Raw genomic sequence first — 14,158 nt, 5'->3', positions numbered from 1 at the left:
CGATCAGTTCCCGGTGGCGCCGTTGCCGAGCAGGTCGGCGCGGACGCGGGCGAGCGATGCCGCGTTGGTCTTCACGCCAACATCGGCGCGGACCGCTTTGGCGAACTGCTCGACATATTCGCGACCGACCGAGCGGCCGATATTGGCGCGCGCAGCCTTGATTGCGGCATCGTTGCCCGCCGCATTGCCACTGGCGATGCTGTCGAGCTTGATGACGAACCAGCCGCTGTCATCGGGCGCAGCCAGCGTCTTGGCGGTGTTCGGCGCCATGCTGAACATCAGCGCGAGCGCGGGCGGCGCGCCGCGCGGATCGGCGGCGATCTGCGCACGCGAGGCGGTCAGCGGACGCGCGGCCGGCAGCTTCAAACCGGTCTGCGAAAGCGACTGCTGGATCGGCATGCCCTTGTTGATCCGCGCGAGCACGTCGGCGGCGACTTTCCGCGCAGCCTGACGCGAACGATCGGCGGTCACATCTTGCAGCACGGCGGCGCGAACCTGTGCCAGCGGGCGCGGCGTCGCGGGGACGACGCGGCCGAGCGCGACGACGGCGAAACCGCCATCCGTGCCGAGTTGGACGAGCTGCGGGCCATCGCCTTCAGCCGCTTGGAATGCGGCGGCAACGAGCGGCGCGATCGCGGGATCGGGCTTGCTGGCCGCGTCATCCGGATTGACGCCGCTCGCGATCAGCGCGGGCGTGGTCACGGCCGCGAGCTTCTGGTCGGCGATCACTTCGTCAAAGGTCGCGTTCTTCGAGAGCGAGTCGTCGATCTTGTCGTGGACGTCGGACAGCGCGGCGGCCGCCTTCTGGATGCCGAGTGCGGCGGCGATCTCACTGCGGACCTCGTCGAGCGAGCGACCGGCGACGTTCTCGATCTTGTCGACCTTGGCGACGGTCCAGCCGAGCTGCGTGCGGACCGGGCCGATCACTGCACCGCTCGCGGCGGCGAACACGGCATCGGCGACCTGTGCGGACGCAGTGTTGGCATAGGCGGCCTTCTCGACGCCCGTCTGCGTGGAGGCTTCGAGACCCGCTGCGCGCGCGGCGTCGGCGAGGCTGGTACCGGCTTTCACCTTGGCGGCGAGCGCGGTCGCGCCGGCCTGATCGGCGACGACGACCTGCGTGATGGTGCGCTTCTCGGTTGCGGCGTAGCGGGCGCGATCCTGCTGATAGGCCTTGGCTATCTCGGCGTCGGTCGGAACCGCCTGCGCCTTGACTCGGTCGGGCGAGACGATCGCGTAGCGGACGATCCGGCGCTCAGGGACGGTGTAGCGCGCGATGTTACGCTTGTAGAAAGTGTTCAGGTCGGCGTCGCTCGGCGCGGGGCCGGCGGGGACGATTGCGGCGGGGATGAAGCCGATCGTTCCGGTGCGCTTCTCGAGCAGCAGCGACGCGTAGGGAAGCGCGAGCTGGCTCGACACCTGCGTGGCACCGGTGCTCGGGATGGTAAGTTGCTGCGCGAACGTATCACGGACGATGTCGCTGCGGATCTGCGCGTCGGTCAGCTTCCGCTGGGCAAGCACCTGACGATAGAGATTCTCGTCGAACTTGCCGGTCGGGCCCTGCAATGCCGGGATGCTGGCGATCTGGCCGTCGACGGCGCGCTTGCTGACGACCATGCCCTGCGCACGGCCGAACTGCTCGAGCGCCATGCTGGAGATGATCCGGTCGAGCGTGCCGTCGAGCCCGCCCTGGTTGACGAACGTCGCCATGTCGAGTGTCGGCTGCTCCTGGCGGAAGCCTTCGAGCTGCGTCTGCGCCTGCGTCTTGACTTCGTTCGCGGTGACCTCGGCCTTACCGACCTTGGCGACGTCGCCGCCGGTGATCCCTGCGCCACCCGTCATCGAGCTGAGGCCGGTCACGTCACCCGCGGCGAACGCGAGCGCGATCACGCCGAGCACGAGGAAGGTGATGATCACGCCGACCCTGGAGTGGGTAAGACGGCGGAAGAAAGCGAGCATGGACAGCCGATCGACAGGGATAGAACGGGGTTGCTTTACGGGGGCGCGGGCGGCTCTTCAAGTCGGGCGCGTCACGCGGCGATCAGGTCGTGCGGGGTTGTGTGGTGCGGGTGTGGCGCTATCGCTGGGCAAAATATCTGGGAGATGACGATGCGGCGTAAGCTTGTAGCCGGAAACTGGAAGATGAACGGGTCGCGGGCGATGCTCGTCGAACTCCACGCGATCGCTGCGGCGGCGAGTGCGGCGCCGGGGATCGACGTGTCGGTGGCGGTGCCGTTCACGTTGATCGCGGCGGCGTCGGAGCGCGTGCCGGGATTGGCGATCGGTGCGGAGGACGTCCACGAGGCGGATAGCGGCCCGCATACCGGGTGCGTCTCGGCGGGAATGGTCAAGGAGGTCGGCGCGTCCTTCACGATCGTCGGGCATTCGGAGCGGCGCGCGGACCAGCATGAAACGAGCCACGATGCGTGGGCGAAGGCGGCGGCGGCGCGGCGGCAGGGGCTGCACGTCATTTTGTGCTGCGGCGAGACCGAGGCGGAGCGCGACGCGGATCGGGCTGAACGCGTGGTGCAGGCGCAGATCGAGAAGTCGGTGCCCGACAATGCAGACGGCAGCTGGTTTACGCTCGCCTATGAACCACGTTGGGCGATCGGCACGGGGCGGACGCCTACGTTGGAAGAGATCGCGGCGATCCATGCGATTGCACGGGCGAAATTGCGGATGCTGATTGGCGATGCGGCGGCGGGGGTGCGGATCCTGTATGGCGGCTCGGTGACGGGGGCGAATGCGGCGTCGATCCTCGATACACCGAACGTCGACGGAGCGCTGGTCGGCGGGGCGAGCCTGACGGCAGAAAAGTTCGTGCCGATCATTGAGGCAGCGGCCTCGTTATAGATGCGGGCGGCGATGGCTTGCGTTGAAAGTCGTTAAGTCCCGATAAACCCTAGCGTCTTATGATTAATGAGCGATTCGGCGGGCGGATCGCGAAACGGCGTGACGCTGCTTTGGTGCGAGGGTTGATATGGCCAGGTGGATTCCCGGGTGCATGAGCGCCTCGATTGCAGTCTGTGCGATTGTCACCGCGATCCCCGCTCGGGCGGAGACTCCGCGCGAACTGCTGACTCAGGCCGGGTTTGTCGATCGCGACCGGAACGTGGCTTTGGCGCGGATCGACAAGGCGGCGGCGGCGGCGGGGCAGGCGCTGAGCCGGTCGCCGAACGATCCCGAGGCAGCGATCATCCAGGCGATGGCGAACGGCTATCGCGCGAAACTGCTCGGCAATCGCGGGCAGGCGATCGCCGCACGGAAGCAATATGAGGCGCTGGTGACGCGCTATCCGCGCAATGCCGAGGCGCAGGCGGCGCTGGGCGCGTGGCATGTCGGGGTGATCGCGAAGCTCGGGCGGTTCGTCGGGCGTGCGGTGGCGGGCGCGCAGAAGGCGACCGGATTGGAGGCGCTCGACAAGTCGGTGGCGTTGGGCGGCAACCGTGCGATGTTCGCCGGGCTGGCGGGGTTATTGCGGCTGGAGCTGGATCCGAACGATGCTCGGGGACGGGCTTTGGTCGAGACCGCGAGCAAGGCGCCGACGCCGAGTGTGATCGACGGGTATGTGCGGAAAGCGGCGCTGGCGGTGTTGGTGCCGCTGCGGGCTGGCGATGCGAATGCGACGAAGGCTTTGGCGGACAAATTGCTGCCGTTCGGGCAGTTCGCGACGGGGTGACATCGCCTTTCCGTCATGCAGGGCTCGTTCCGGCATCCACGGTGCCGCATATCAGCGGATTGAGACTTTGCGGGACGGTGGCCCCCGGAACAAGTCCGGGGTGACTGGCTTAAAGACGGCCTTGTTGCTTTGCGGCCTCTTCGTTCCCCCGCGGAGGCGGGGGCCCAGGATCTCATAGGGTAACTCTCGTAACCCTGGACCCCCGCCTCCGCGGGGGAACGGGTCAGCTGTAACGCTTCGCCAACATCGCAAACGCGGCGCGTATGGCGTAGGCCTCGCCACCCTTTGGTCGGCCCGGTTTCGCCGAGGGTCGCCATGCGAACACGTCCAGATGCGCCCAAGCAGTCCCGTTCGGGACGAACCGGCGGAGGAACAGCGCTGCGGTGACCGCGCCGGCAAAGCCGCCGTCGGGCGCGTTGACCATGTCCGCGACGTCGGACTTTAACATATCATCATAGGCGTTCCAGAGCGGCAGGCGCCACATCTGGTCGGTCTGGTCGATCCCAGCCGCAAGCAGGTCCGCGGCGAGTGCCTCGTCGTCGGTGAACAGCGGCGGCAGGTCGGGCCCCAGCGCGACTCGCGCCGCGCCGGTCAGGGTGGCGAAGTCGAGGATCAGCTCCGGGTTGCTCTCGCCCGCCTTGGTCAGCGCGTCGCCGAGGATGAGGCGCCCTTCGGCGTCAGTATTTGTGTTCTCGACGGTCAGGCCCTTGCGCGTGGCGAGCACGTCGCCGGGGCGGAAGGCGTTGCCGGCGATCGAATTCTCGACCGCGGGGATCAGCAGGTGGAGGCGGACCGGGAGCTTGGTGGCCATCACGAGGCTCGCCAGCGCCAGGGCGTGTGCCGCGCCGCCCATGTCCTTTTTCATCAGCCGCATGCCGGCGGAGGGCTTGATGTCGAGACCGCCGGTGTCGAATGTAACGCCCTTGCCCACCAGCGCGATGCGGGGGTGCGAGGGATCGCCCCATTCGAGTTCGATCAGGCGCGGTGCGCGGTCCTTGCTCGCGGCCTGGCCGACCGCGTGGATCATCGGGTAGCCGGTCGCCAGCGCATCGCCGCGCGTGGTGGTGACGGTCGCGCCGTGGCGTTTGGCGAGCGTCTCGGCAGCGGCCTCCAGGTCGGCGGGGCCCATGTCGGACGCGCCGGTGTTGACGAGGTCGCGGACGAGCGCGGTGGCTTCGGCGAGGCGCACCGTCTGGTCGATGTGCGCGGCGTCTTCGGTCAAGAGTATGCGGGGGCCGGTTGTGTCAGGCTTCACGTACCGCGTGAACTGGTGCTGCGCGAGCATCCAGCCGAGTCCGGCCGCGCCGACCGGCCCTTCCGCGAGACGGTAGGTGCCCTCGGGTAGCGACGCGCCGAGCGAGGCGATCCGCCACGGCGACGTCACCGCTTCGTTGCAGACCAGCAGCATCGACCAGTCGTCCGCGGTATCACCCGGCAGGACCGCGCGGTCGCCGGCTTTGCCGGTCAGGCGGTGTGCGGCGATCGTCGTGCGGATGCGCGGCGACTGCTTGGCGAGCCAGCCTTCATAGGCGTCGGGGTGGACGACGTGGATCGTTCGCGCGGGCTGGCCGCGGTCGGGTTGGAGCATCGAGGCGAAGTCGGTCATTGTGTGGGCGCCACCAAAAGTTGTTCGTATCGGCCGTTCGCGCCGGGTTCGGCATAGGTGCTGAGCGAGAGCGTGCGGTCGGCATAGGTGATGCGGTAGGTGCGGTTGACGAAGCCGCCGCGCAAGCGGGTCTTGCCGGTTTGTGCGAACGCAGTCGGTTCGCCGAGCGCGCTTAGGCTGGTCTTGTAGTCGGTGAGCGCGACCGGCTTGAAGTAGTAATTGGCGTCTTCGGTCAGGCCTTTGCGGTCGAGGGTGCCGGTGCGGAGCTGGTCGTAGACGGCGCGGGCTCGGGCGAGGGCGGCGGAGTCTTCGGCGTTGGCGGATGCGGTGGGCAGCACGATCTTGGCGACCCCGGCGGCGATGCGACCCGTTGCGTCGCTGAACCAGCTGTTGGTGAGGACGACGATCGCCGCCTTGTCGTCGGGGAAGACGGTGTTCTCGGACAGGAAACCGACCGCTTCGCCGCTGTGCTCGACATAGCGGCGGCCGTTCGCGCTGCCGGTGAAGACGCCGAGGCCGTAGCCGTTGCTGCTGCCGTCGGCGAGCTTGACCGGGGTTTCTTGTGCGGCCCAGTCGTCGGCCGGCAGCGTGGTGCGGTTGAGGCGTGCGACATCCCATTTGGCGAGGTCTTCTGCGCTCATCGAGAGTTCGCCGGCGGCGTAGAGCCAGCCATCCGCGCTGGGCGTCTCAGGGCGGACCGGGCCTAGCGCGAAGCGGCCATAGCCTTGGGGGAAGGCCTTGCCGATCGCCTTGTCCTGATCGAGCGCGCGGATGTCGAGCGGCTTGAAGATGCGTTGTTGGAGGAACGACAGGAGGGGTTGGTTGGCGACCTTTTCGACGATCAGGCCGGCGACGACATAGCCCGTGTTCGAATATTGCCACTGCGTGCCGGGCTGGAAATCGAGCGGTTTCTTGGCCCAGCGATCGACGATCTGTTGCGGCGTGACGGGCTTGGCCATCGCCGCGAAACTATAATCCTGCGGCCAGTAATCCTGCAGGCCGGAGGTGTGGCTGAGCAACTGGCGGATCGTGATACGGTCGCCACCGGTGATGCCGGGGATGTATTTCGCGACGGCGTCGTCGAGACTGAGCTTGCCTTCGTCCTCAAGCAGCAGGATCGCCGCGGCGGTGAACTGCTTCGAGATGGAGGCGATCTGGTAGGGGAGCTTGGGGTCTGCGGTAGCGATCGCCTCGGAGGGCTTCCCGTAGGCCTTGGCGAACACGATACGGCCGCCGCGGACTACGGCGATCGAGGCGGACGGCACGCCGGTATCGTCGAGCGCGCCGGTAACCAGCGTGTCGATCTGCGCGGTTTCGGCGGGGGTGAGCGACTGCGCAATGGCGGGGGCCGGGAGTAGCGCGGCGGCGGCGAGGAGGCGGAGGATCATGCGCGCAACGAAGCAGAACCGGCCTGCGTGTGCAACGCCTGCGATTTTAATTCCGCGGCGGTTGAAGGGGTTAGGCTAGGGCAGAAATGTTGACGGAACACGCCGTGTTACACGCACGTTTCATCGTCCCACCGGGAGCCTTTTCACGTCTTAGGGGACACAACCATGCTGTATACCATCGCCGTCATCCTGCTGATCCTCTGGCTGGCAGGCTTCGCCTTCCATGTCGCGGGCGGACTGATCCACATCCTGCTGGTGATCGCGGTCATCGTCGTTCTGGTGAAGCTGTTCACCGGCCGCAACGTCGTCTGACTTTTCCGTCATGCCGGGCTCGTTCCGGCATCCACCGTTCCGCGTATCGGATGCTATCGAGTTTGCGGAACGGTGGACCCCGGAACAAGTCCGGGGTGACGGAGGGATTTAGGCTGGGACGCCGTAGAGGTCGTGATCGTCGGCGTCTTCGATCGTGACCGGGACGATGTCGCCGACCGTCAGGTGGCCGGCATCGCGCAGGAAGACCTCGCCGTCGATCTCGGGCGCGTCCGCCTGTGAGCGACCGGTGGCGCCTTCTTCATCGACCGCGTCGATAATCACGTCGAGCGTGCGGCCGATCTTGGCCTGCAACTTGGCCGCGGAGATCGCCGCGGTTTTTTCCATGATGCGGGCGTAGCGCTCTTCCTTCAGCTCTTCGGGCACGTGATCGGGGAGCAGGTTCGCCGCGGCGCCCTCGACCGGTTCGAAGCGGAACGCGCCGACACGGTCGAGCTGCGCTTCGTCGAGCCAATCGAGCAGATACTGGAAATCTTCCTCGGTCTCGCCGGGGAAGCCGACCACGAAGGTCGAGCGGATCGTGATGTCGGGCGCGATCGTCCGCCAGTTGTGGATGCGCTGGAGCACTTTCGCGTCGTTGCCGGGGCGTTTCATCCGGCGCAGCACCGACGGCGCGGCGTGCTGGAACGGGATGTCGAGATACGGCAGCACGAGGCCTTCCGCCATCAGCGGGATGACGTGGTCGACGTGCGGATACGGGTAGACGTAGTGGAGGCGCACCCACGGCGCGATCTTGCCGAGTTCGCGCGAGAGATCGGTCATGTGCGCACGGACTTCGCGCGCCTCGTTGCGGGACATCGGTCCGCCGGTCTTCACCGGCCAGCTGGCGTGGCGCAAGTCGACGCCGTACGCAGACGTGTCCTGGCTGATGACCAGCAGTTCCTTGGTGCCGGCTTCGACGAGCTTCTCCGCCTCGCGCAGGATCGCGTCGGGGCGGCGGCTGACGAGGTCACCGCGCAAGCTCGGGATGATGCAGAACGAGCAGCGATGGTTGCAGCCCTCCGAGATCTTCAGATAGCTGTAGTGGCGCGGGGTCAGCTTCAGGCCGGCGTCGGGGATCAGGTTGAGGAATGCGGACGGCGGCATCGGGGCAGCCTCGTGGACCGCGCCGACGACCTGCTCGTATTCGTGCGCGCCGGTGATCGCGAGGACCTGCGGGAAGCGCGCGCGGATCGCGTCGGCTTCCTTGCCCATGCAGCCTGTGACGATGACGCGGCCGTTCTCAGCGATGGCTTCGCCGATCGCTTCGAGGCTTTCCTCCTTGGCGGAATCGAGGAAGCCGCAGGTGTTGACCAAGACGATGTCGGCGCCGGCATAATCCGGCGACATCTGGTAGCCGTCGCCGCGAAGCTGCGTGAGGATCCGTTCGCTGTCGACGAGGTTCTTCGGACAGCCGAGCGAGACCATGCCGATCTTCGGCGGGGAGGGGAGTGTTGTTGCCATGAAGCCCGCGCACATAGGCGCAAAGTTCGGTTTTTTCTAGGCGGGCGAATTTGCTTCGGCCATGGATGGGCGGATTGCGCGGGAAGGAACCGATATGCTGGCGATTGGACTGATGTCGGGGACGTCGCTCGACGGGATCGACGCGGCGTTGATCGAGACCGACGGCGAGGCGTTCGTGCGGCCAATCGCGTTCCGTGGCGAGCCGTATTCGGATGCGGCGCGGGCGCAGCTGGCGGAGGCGACGCGGATGGCGCTGACGTTCGACAAGCCGCGCGCTAGTCCGCCGGTGGTCGCGGCGGGCGAACTGATTACCCGCGCGCACGTGTTTGCGGTGCACAAGCTGCTGGCGGATGCGGGGGTTGCGGCGGCGGAGGTCGATGTGATCGGCTTTCATGGCCAGACGATCGCGCATCGGCCGGATCGGCGTTGGACATGGCAGATCGGCGACGGGGCGGCGGTCGCGCGGGCTACCGGGATCACGACGGTGTCGGATTTTCGGTCGGCGGACGTGGCCGCGGGCGGGCAGGGCGCGCCGTTGCTGCCGGTGTATCATGCGGCGTTGGCGGCGGGGCTCGAGGGGCCGGTCGCGGTGCTGAACCTTGGTGGGGTGGGGAACATCACCTTTATTCCCGGCGGGCTCGACATGCATGATTCGCGCGAGATGTCGCCCGAGCGGGCGCAGATGATGGACCGCGATGGGCTGGTGGCATTCGATACCGGGCCGGCGAACGGACTGATCGATAGCTGGGTCGAGGCGGAGACTGGTGCGCGGTATGACGCCGGGGGGGCGTTGGCGGCGTCTGGGCGGGTCGACGAGACGGTGCTGACGGCGATGCTGGACCATCCGTTTTTCGATGCTCCTCCGCCGAAGTCTTTGGATCGGAATGACTTTACGATCCAGCCGGCTCGGGGGTTGTCGGCTGCGGACGGCGCGGCGACTTTGACGGCGTTTACGGCCGCTACCGTGGCTGAGGCTTTGCGGCATTTGCCGGCTCGGCCGGTTCGGTTGCTGGTCGCGGGGGGTGGGCGGCACAATCCGACTATGCTGGCGATGATCGCGGCGCGGACCGGGTTGGTGGTGGAGCCTACCGACGTGCTCGGGTGGAACGGCGATGCGCTGGAGGCCGAGGGGTTCGCGTATATGGCGGTTCGGACGCTGAAGGGGCTGGCGATCAGCTTTCCGGGGACGACTGGGGTTCCGGTGGCGATGGCTGGTGGGGTTGTGGATCGGGTTTGAGTGCGTTTCGCCTGACGCTTGCCCCGTAAGAAGGAAGCTTGTTCTCCCGCGAAGGCGGGAGCCCAGACTGGGCTCCCGCCTTCGCGGGAGAACAAGGGTGCGGGCGCGGCGCTCGCGTTTCTGCTGCTCGCTCCGCGGTAACCGCACGTTACCTTCTACCACCCCGGCGGAGGCCGGGGCCCAATTGGAAAGGTTGCAGTAACGAAGCGCGCGCTAAGTTAGCGGCGTCCCCCAATTGGGCCCCGGCCTTCGCCGGGGTGGTACTCAGTGGGGTGAGCGAGCGCTTTTCTATCAAAATATCAGTGCGGCTTCTTCGCTTTTGCCGGCTTTTTCGGCTCGGGCTTCTTAGGCGGCGCCTTCTTCTCGGCCGCATCCTTCGCGCGCAACGCAGGCGCCGCGATCGCCGCTGCGATCCCCGCGATCACCGTCGCGCCGACCGCGATCGCCGTCTTCGGGTGCGACTTAACCGCGTCGGTCGCCGTCGCGAGGCCAGCCTTGGCTGCGTCGGTCGCGTCCTCGACCCAGTCACTCGTCATCGCGGTCTTCTTCGCGTCGGGCTTGGGCTTGTGGTCGTCGTTGTGATGGACCTTGGCGTGCGGCATGGCGGAGTTGGGGATCGACGACATAGGGCTTGTCCTTCGGTAAGGGATGATGCCGATAAACCGATCGCGTCCGTGACGGTTCCGTTACGGTCAGCCGCTCATCGCGCCGAAGTCACCGTTTCCGCGTCAGCTCGCGCATCGCATCGTCGAGCCCGGCAAGGCTCAGCGGGTACATCCGGTCGGTCATCAGTTCGCGGATGATCCGCACTGACTGCGAATAGCCCCATTGCGCCTCGGGCACCGGGTTGAGCCACGCCGCCGCCGGATAGGTGTTGGTCAGCCGCTGCATCCACACCGCGCCCGGCTCCTCGTTGAAATGCTCGACCGAGCCGCCGGGGTGGGTGATCTCGTACGGGCTCATCGATGCGTCGCCGACGAAGATCAGCTTGTAGTCGTGGCCGTATTTGTGGAGCAGGTCCCACATCGGCGTGCGCTCGGCGAAGCGGCGCGTGTTGTCCTTCCACACGCCTTCGTACGGGCAATTATGGAAGTAGAAGAATTCGAGGTTCTTGAACTCGGTGGTCGCGGCGGAGAACAGCTCCTCGCAGAGCTTGACGAACGGGTCCATCGAGCCGCCGACGTCGAGGAACAGCAGCAGCTTCACCGCATTGCGGCGCTCGGCGCGCATGACGATGTCGAGATAGCCCTGGCGCGCGGTGCCGGCGATCGTGCCGTCGATGTCGAGTTCGTCGGCGGCGCCGTCGCGCGCGAAGCGGCGCAGGCGGCGGAGTGCCACCTTGATGTTGCGGGTGCCGAGTTCCTTGGTGTTGTCGAGGTTGCGGAACTCGCGCTGGTCCCAGACTTTCAACGCGCGCTTGTGCGTGCTTTCGCCGCCGATGCGGACGCCTTCGGGGTTGTAGCCGCCGTTGCCATACGGGCTCGTGCCGCCGGTGCCGACCCATTTATTGCCGCCCTGGTGGCGTTCCTTCTGCTCCTCGAGGCGTTTCTTGAGCGTCTCCATGATCTCGTCCCACGAGCCAAGCGACTTGATCGCCGCCATCTCCTCGGGGGTCAGGAATTTCTCGGCGACCGCCTTCAGCCAGTCCTCGGGCACTTCGCCGGCGGGCGTGCCATAGCTCGTGGCAAGGCCGCGAAAGACCTTGGCGAAGACCTGATCGAACTTGTCGAGCAGCCCCTCGTCCTTCACGTACACAGCGCGGGACAGGTAGTAGAAATCCTCGGGCGTCCGCTCGATCACCTCGGCGTCGAGCGCCTCGAGCAGGATGAGGTGCTCTTTCAGGCTGGCGGGGATGCCGGCGCTGCGGAGTTCGTCGAGGAAGTTCAGGAACATGGGGTCACGTCCTCACTTGGTAGCCGCGATCGGCAGTTCGATCGCGCTGGCTTGCGCGGCCGAGTGGAAGACGCTGATCGTGGCTTTGCGGTAGTCGGCGGGCTTGGCGTCGAAGATGTTGGCGACGTAGGTCTGCGGGTTGCGGTCGTAGAGCGGGAACCAGCTCGACTGGACCTGCACCATGATGCGGTGACCGGGGAGAAAGACGTGGTTGGCGTTGGGCAGCACTACGCGGAAGTGCGTCGGCTGGCCGGCGACGATCGGGGTCGGCTTCTCGAAGCTATCTCGGTAGCGGCCGCGCAAGATGTCCATCGAGACGGCGAGCTGGTAGCCGCCCATTTCGGGCTTGTCGGAATATTCGGCGGGGTAGACGTCGATCAGCTTCACCACGAAATCGCCGTCGGTGCCGGTGGTGCTGGCGATCAGGTCCGCGACGGGCGCGCCGGCGATTGCGACCGAGGTCGTCAGCGGCGGCGTCTGGTAGGTGAGGACGTCTGTGCGATCGGAGAACGGGCGCTGGTCGTCGACGAGCCATTGCCGCCAGGTCGAGCCGGTCGCGTAGGTCGGGCGGATCGGGCGGAGGCGATAGGGGATCGGCTTGGCGGGGTCGGAGATATAGTCGTCGTGGCCGTCCTGTGCGGGGGCGGTGGCGCCGAGGCCGCTGGCGGGCTGGAAGTAGAGTTTCTGCGTGGCGGTCGAGTTCGGCCAGCCCCCCAGCGTCTGCCACTGGTTGGTGCCGGTCTGGAACGCGGTGACGGGGGCGAGCGCGGGCGGTGTCGCGCCGGTCTTGAGCGCGCCATCGAGGAACGGGAGCAGGACGTTTTTGCGGAACCAGAGCGCGGTGTCGGCGTCGAAGCGGATCGCGCCGAGCGTCGAGCCGTCGCCGTTCGCGCCACCATGCGCCCAGGGGCCTAGCGCGAGGTGGTTGACGTGGTTGGGGTCGACTTTCGATACGGCCTCATACGCCGCGACCGCGCCGTAGATGTCCTCCTGGTCCCATTGGCTGGCGACCCAGAGCGTCTGCACGGTCTGCGGCTGCTTGGGCAGGATCGTCTCGAGCGCCTGGCCCTGCCAGAATGCGTCGTAGGTCGGGTGATCGTGGAGGCGATTGACGAACGGGAGCTGTCCGAGCCCGCGGCTCTTCACGAACGCGCTGGCGGATCCGGCGCGGAGGAACGTGTCGTAATCGTCGTACGCGTCGCGCCACAGGTCGCCGGCTTCGCCCTTCGCCGCGTCCTGCGTGTAGTAATAGTCGTAGCCGATCTGGCGGAACGCGCCGCCATGGAAGTCGTCGTCGCCTTTCCAGGTGTTGATCACCGGGTTCATCGGGACGGCGGCCTTCAGCGCGGGATGCGGGTTCACGAGCGCCATCGCCGCCATCATGCCGTCATAGCTGCCACCGATGATGCCGACGCGGCCGTTGCTGTTCTTGAGGTTCTTCACGAGCCAGTCGATCGTGTCGTAGGCGTCGGTGGAGTGATCGACTTTCGTCTTGTTGAGCGGGCCGATCAGCGGGCGCTCGTTAATATATGCGCCGTTCGAGCCGTTCTTGCCGCGGACGTCCTCGAACACGCGGATATAGCCCGCGTCGAAGAACATCGCGTCCGATGCGCGGAGGTTCATCGCACCGCTGGGGCTGGAGGATCGGCTGGCGCTGCTCTCGGCGTTGTACGGCGTGCGCTGAAGCAGGATGGGCGCGTCGGTAACGCCCTTGCGCTGGACGATCACCGCGTGGAGCGTGACGCCGTCGCGCATCGGAATGTCGACCTCGCGGCGGTCGAAATCGAAGCTGCTATTAGCGGGGACGAACTTGGCGGGGATGTCGCCACCGGGGGGCGGGGACTTTTCCTTCTGCGCGCCGACGATCGCTGGGGCCGACGTGGCGAGCAAAGCCAGCGTTATCGTCGTCAGGGTCTTGAGCCGCATCGTCATCCTCACCGTATCTATCGGACGGTGGTGGCATGGTTTGACGCTGCTCGGCAATGCGGCAAATCAGCGCGCGATGGGTTCTCCACTGACGGGCACATACGCGTCGATCAGCGCGCCGACATAATCGGGGTTGCGGCTGGTCAGTTCGGGGGCGGCATGCGCATGGCCGTAGATGAAGCCGTAGACCGGGTAGACGCCCCCACCGAGGCCGTCGACGTCCTTGTACCAGACCTTCACGTCGCTCCAGTCGTTGTTGCGCGACACGTCGAACAGCGTGACGTCCTGTTCGGCATGTCCGCGTTCGCCGTTCTGCCGCGACCAGTTTGCATGCGTCAGCATCACGACGCGCTTCTCGACGACGCGGCTGACAACCGCGACATGCCCCATCGGCAGGCGCGCGGTTTTGGCGAAGACGATCACCGCGCCTTCCTTGGGCTTGTGCGTGCGTTCGTACTTGCCATCGGCCTGGCTCCACCAAGTCCAGGCATTGCCGTAGATCTGGATGCCCGACGCGGCGCGCGCGAACGGCACGCATTCGCCGACATAATTAAGCAGCGAGCTGGCATTGGCGCTGGCAGCCGATGCGGTGAGGGCGATGGCAAGGAGCGTTCGGGGGAGTCGCTTCATGGGCCGACGGTATCAAGCGGCTGATG

At 66.6% G+C, this 14,158-nt stretch carries 12 protein-coding genes; 4 read left to right on the top strand and 8 right to left on the bottom strand.

Annotation, left to right across the window (positions count from 1 at the left end):
* Positions 1–3: 3 nt before the first annotated feature.
* On the bottom strand, positions 4–1,959 hold the full coding sequence (locus U1763_RS03810; protein WP_332754180.1) for a peptidylprolyl isomerase: 1,956 nt from the start codon (positions 1,957–1,959) through the stop codon (positions 4–6).
* Positions 1,960–2,109: 150 nt separating this feature from the next.
* Here U1763_RS03810 and tpiA point away from each other — a divergent pair, with 150 nt between their 5' ends.
* Together tpiA and U1763_RS03800 are read left to right on the top strand one after the other, a co-directional pair.
* The gene (gene tpiA, locus U1763_RS03805; protein WP_443026874.1) at positions 2,110–2,853 is read left to right on the top strand and encodes a triose-phosphate isomerase; all 744 of its coding nucleotides are present in this window, start codon (positions 2,110–2,112) and stop codon (positions 2,851–2,853) included.
* A gap of 151 nt (positions 2,854–3,004) precedes the next feature.
* Positions 3,005–3,679: a hypothetical protein gene (locus U1763_RS03800; protein ID WP_243643373.1), complete on the top strand. Its 675-nt coding sequence runs from the start codon at positions 3,005–3,007 to the stop codon at positions 3,677–3,679.
* 223 nt (positions 3,680–3,902) lie between these two features.
* Here U1763_RS03800 and U1763_RS03795 read toward each other — a convergent pair whose 3' ends face one another.
* Both U1763_RS03795 and U1763_RS03790 read right to left on the bottom strand, forming a co-directional pair.
* Entirely contained in the window at positions 3,903–5,285 is a 1,383-nt protein-coding gene (locus U1763_RS03795; RefSeq protein WP_332754178.1) for a leucyl aminopeptidase family protein, read from the bottom strand.
* Positions 5,282–6,673, bottom strand: coding sequence for a serine hydrolase domain-containing protein (locus U1763_RS03790; RefSeq protein ID WP_332754177.1), 1,392 nt, complete (start codon positions 6,671–6,673; stop codon positions 5,282–5,284). Before U1763_RS03790 ends, U1763_RS03795 begins: the two co-directional genes overlap by 4 nt.
* A 165-nt stretch (positions 6,674–6,838) precedes the next feature.
* Here U1763_RS03790 and U1763_RS03785 point away from each other — a divergent pair, with 165 nt between their 5' ends.
* Complete coding sequence (locus tag U1763_RS03785) at positions 6,839–6,985, top strand: lmo0937 family membrane protein (RefSeq protein ID WP_107954842.1); 147 nt, start codon at positions 6,839–6,841, stop codon at positions 6,983–6,985.
* Between the two features lie 108 nt (positions 6,986–7,093).
* Here U1763_RS03785 and rimO read toward each other — a convergent pair whose 3' ends face one another.
* Entirely contained in the window at positions 7,094–8,446 is a 1,353-nt protein-coding gene (rimO, locus tag U1763_RS03780) for a 30S ribosomal protein S12 methylthiotransferase RimO (RefSeq protein WP_332754176.1), read from the bottom strand.
* A gap of 94 nt (positions 8,447–8,540) precedes the next feature.
* Between rimO and U1763_RS03775 the strand changes: the two genes are divergently transcribed.
* Complete coding sequence (locus U1763_RS03775; protein WP_332754175.1) at positions 8,541–9,683, top strand: anhydro-N-acetylmuramic acid kinase; 1,143 nt, start codon at positions 8,541–8,543, stop codon at positions 9,681–9,683.
* A gap of 299 nt (positions 9,684–9,982) precedes the next feature.
* Here the strand turns inward: U1763_RS03775 and U1763_RS03770 are convergent, their stop codons facing one another.
* From U1763_RS03770 to U1763_RS03755, 4 genes are all read right to left on the bottom strand, one after another.
* Complete coding sequence (locus U1763_RS03770; RefSeq protein ID WP_332754174.1) at positions 9,983–10,309, bottom strand: hypothetical protein; 327 nt, start codon at positions 10,307–10,309, stop codon at positions 9,983–9,985.
* 88 nt (positions 10,310–10,397) lie between these two features.
* Positions 10,398–11,576, bottom strand: coding sequence for a vWA domain-containing protein (locus U1763_RS03765; RefSeq protein ID WP_060525609.1), 1,179 nt, complete (start codon positions 11,574–11,576; stop codon positions 10,398–10,400).
* A 12-nt stretch (positions 11,577–11,588) separates the two neighbouring features.
* Complete coding sequence (locus U1763_RS03760; RefSeq protein WP_332754173.1) at positions 11,589–13,502, bottom strand: CocE/NonD family hydrolase; 1,914 nt, start codon at positions 13,500–13,502, stop codon at positions 11,589–11,591.
* 66 nt (positions 13,503–13,568) lie between these two features.
* A complete protein-coding gene (locus tag U1763_RS03755) occupies positions 13,569–14,132 on the bottom strand; it encodes a CHAP domain-containing protein (RefSeq protein WP_132739861.1) in 564 nt (187 codons plus the stop codon).
* Between the last annotated feature and the right edge of the window lie 26 nt (positions 14,133–14,158).

Source organism: Sphingomonas sorbitolis (assembly GCF_036663875.1).
Lineage (GTDB): Bacteria > Pseudomonadota > Alphaproteobacteria > Sphingomonadales > Sphingomonadaceae > Sphingomonas.
This window is presented reverse-complemented; position numbering and strand designations above follow the sequence as displayed.

What these genes read in the sequence shown, in the direction of transcription:
- U1763_RS03810 (WP_332754180.1), bottom strand. Translation starts at nt 1,959, where the DNA reads ATGCTCGCTTTCTTCCGCCGTCTTACCCACTCCAGGGTCGGCGTGATC.
- tpiA (WP_443026874.1), top strand. Translation starts at nt 2,110, where the DNA reads ATGCGGCGTAAGCTTGTAGCCGGAAACTGGAAGATGAACGGGTCGCGG.
- U1763_RS03800 (WP_243643373.1), top strand. Translation starts at nt 3,005, where the DNA reads ATGAGCGCCTCGATTGCAGTCTGTGCGATTGTCACCGCGATCCCCGCT.
- U1763_RS03795 (WP_332754178.1), bottom strand. Translation starts at nt 5,285, where the DNA reads ATGACCGACTTCGCCTCGATGCTCCAACCCGACCGCGGCCAGCCCGCG.
- U1763_RS03790 (WP_332754177.1), bottom strand. Translation starts at nt 6,673, where the DNA reads ATGATCCTCCGCCTCCTCGCCGCCGCCGCGCTACTCCCGGCCCCCGCC.
- U1763_RS03785 (WP_107954842.1), top strand. Translation starts at nt 6,839, where the DNA reads ATGCTGTATACCATCGCCGTCATCCTGCTGATCCTCTGGCTGGCAGGC.
- rimO (WP_332754176.1), bottom strand. Translation starts at nt 8,446, where the DNA reads ATGGCAACAACACTCCCCTCCCCGCCGAAGATCGGCATGGTCTCGCTC.
- U1763_RS03775 (WP_332754175.1), top strand. Translation starts at nt 8,541, where the DNA reads ATGCTGGCGATTGGACTGATGTCGGGGACGTCGCTCGACGGGATCGAC.
- U1763_RS03770 (WP_332754174.1), bottom strand. Translation starts at nt 10,309, where the DNA reads ATGTCGTCGATCCCCAACTCCGCCATGCCGCACGCCAAGGTCCATCAC.
- U1763_RS03765 (WP_060525609.1), bottom strand. Translation starts at nt 11,576, where the DNA reads ATGTTCCTGAACTTCCTCGACGAACTCCGCAGCGCCGGCATCCCCGCC.
- U1763_RS03760 (WP_332754173.1), bottom strand. Translation starts at nt 13,502, where the DNA reads ATGCGGCTCAAGACCCTGACGACGATAACGCTGGCTTTGCTCGCCACG.
- U1763_RS03755 (WP_132739861.1), bottom strand. Translation starts at nt 14,132, where the DNA reads ATGAAGCGACTCCCCCGAACGCTCCTTGCCATCGCCCTCACCGCATCG.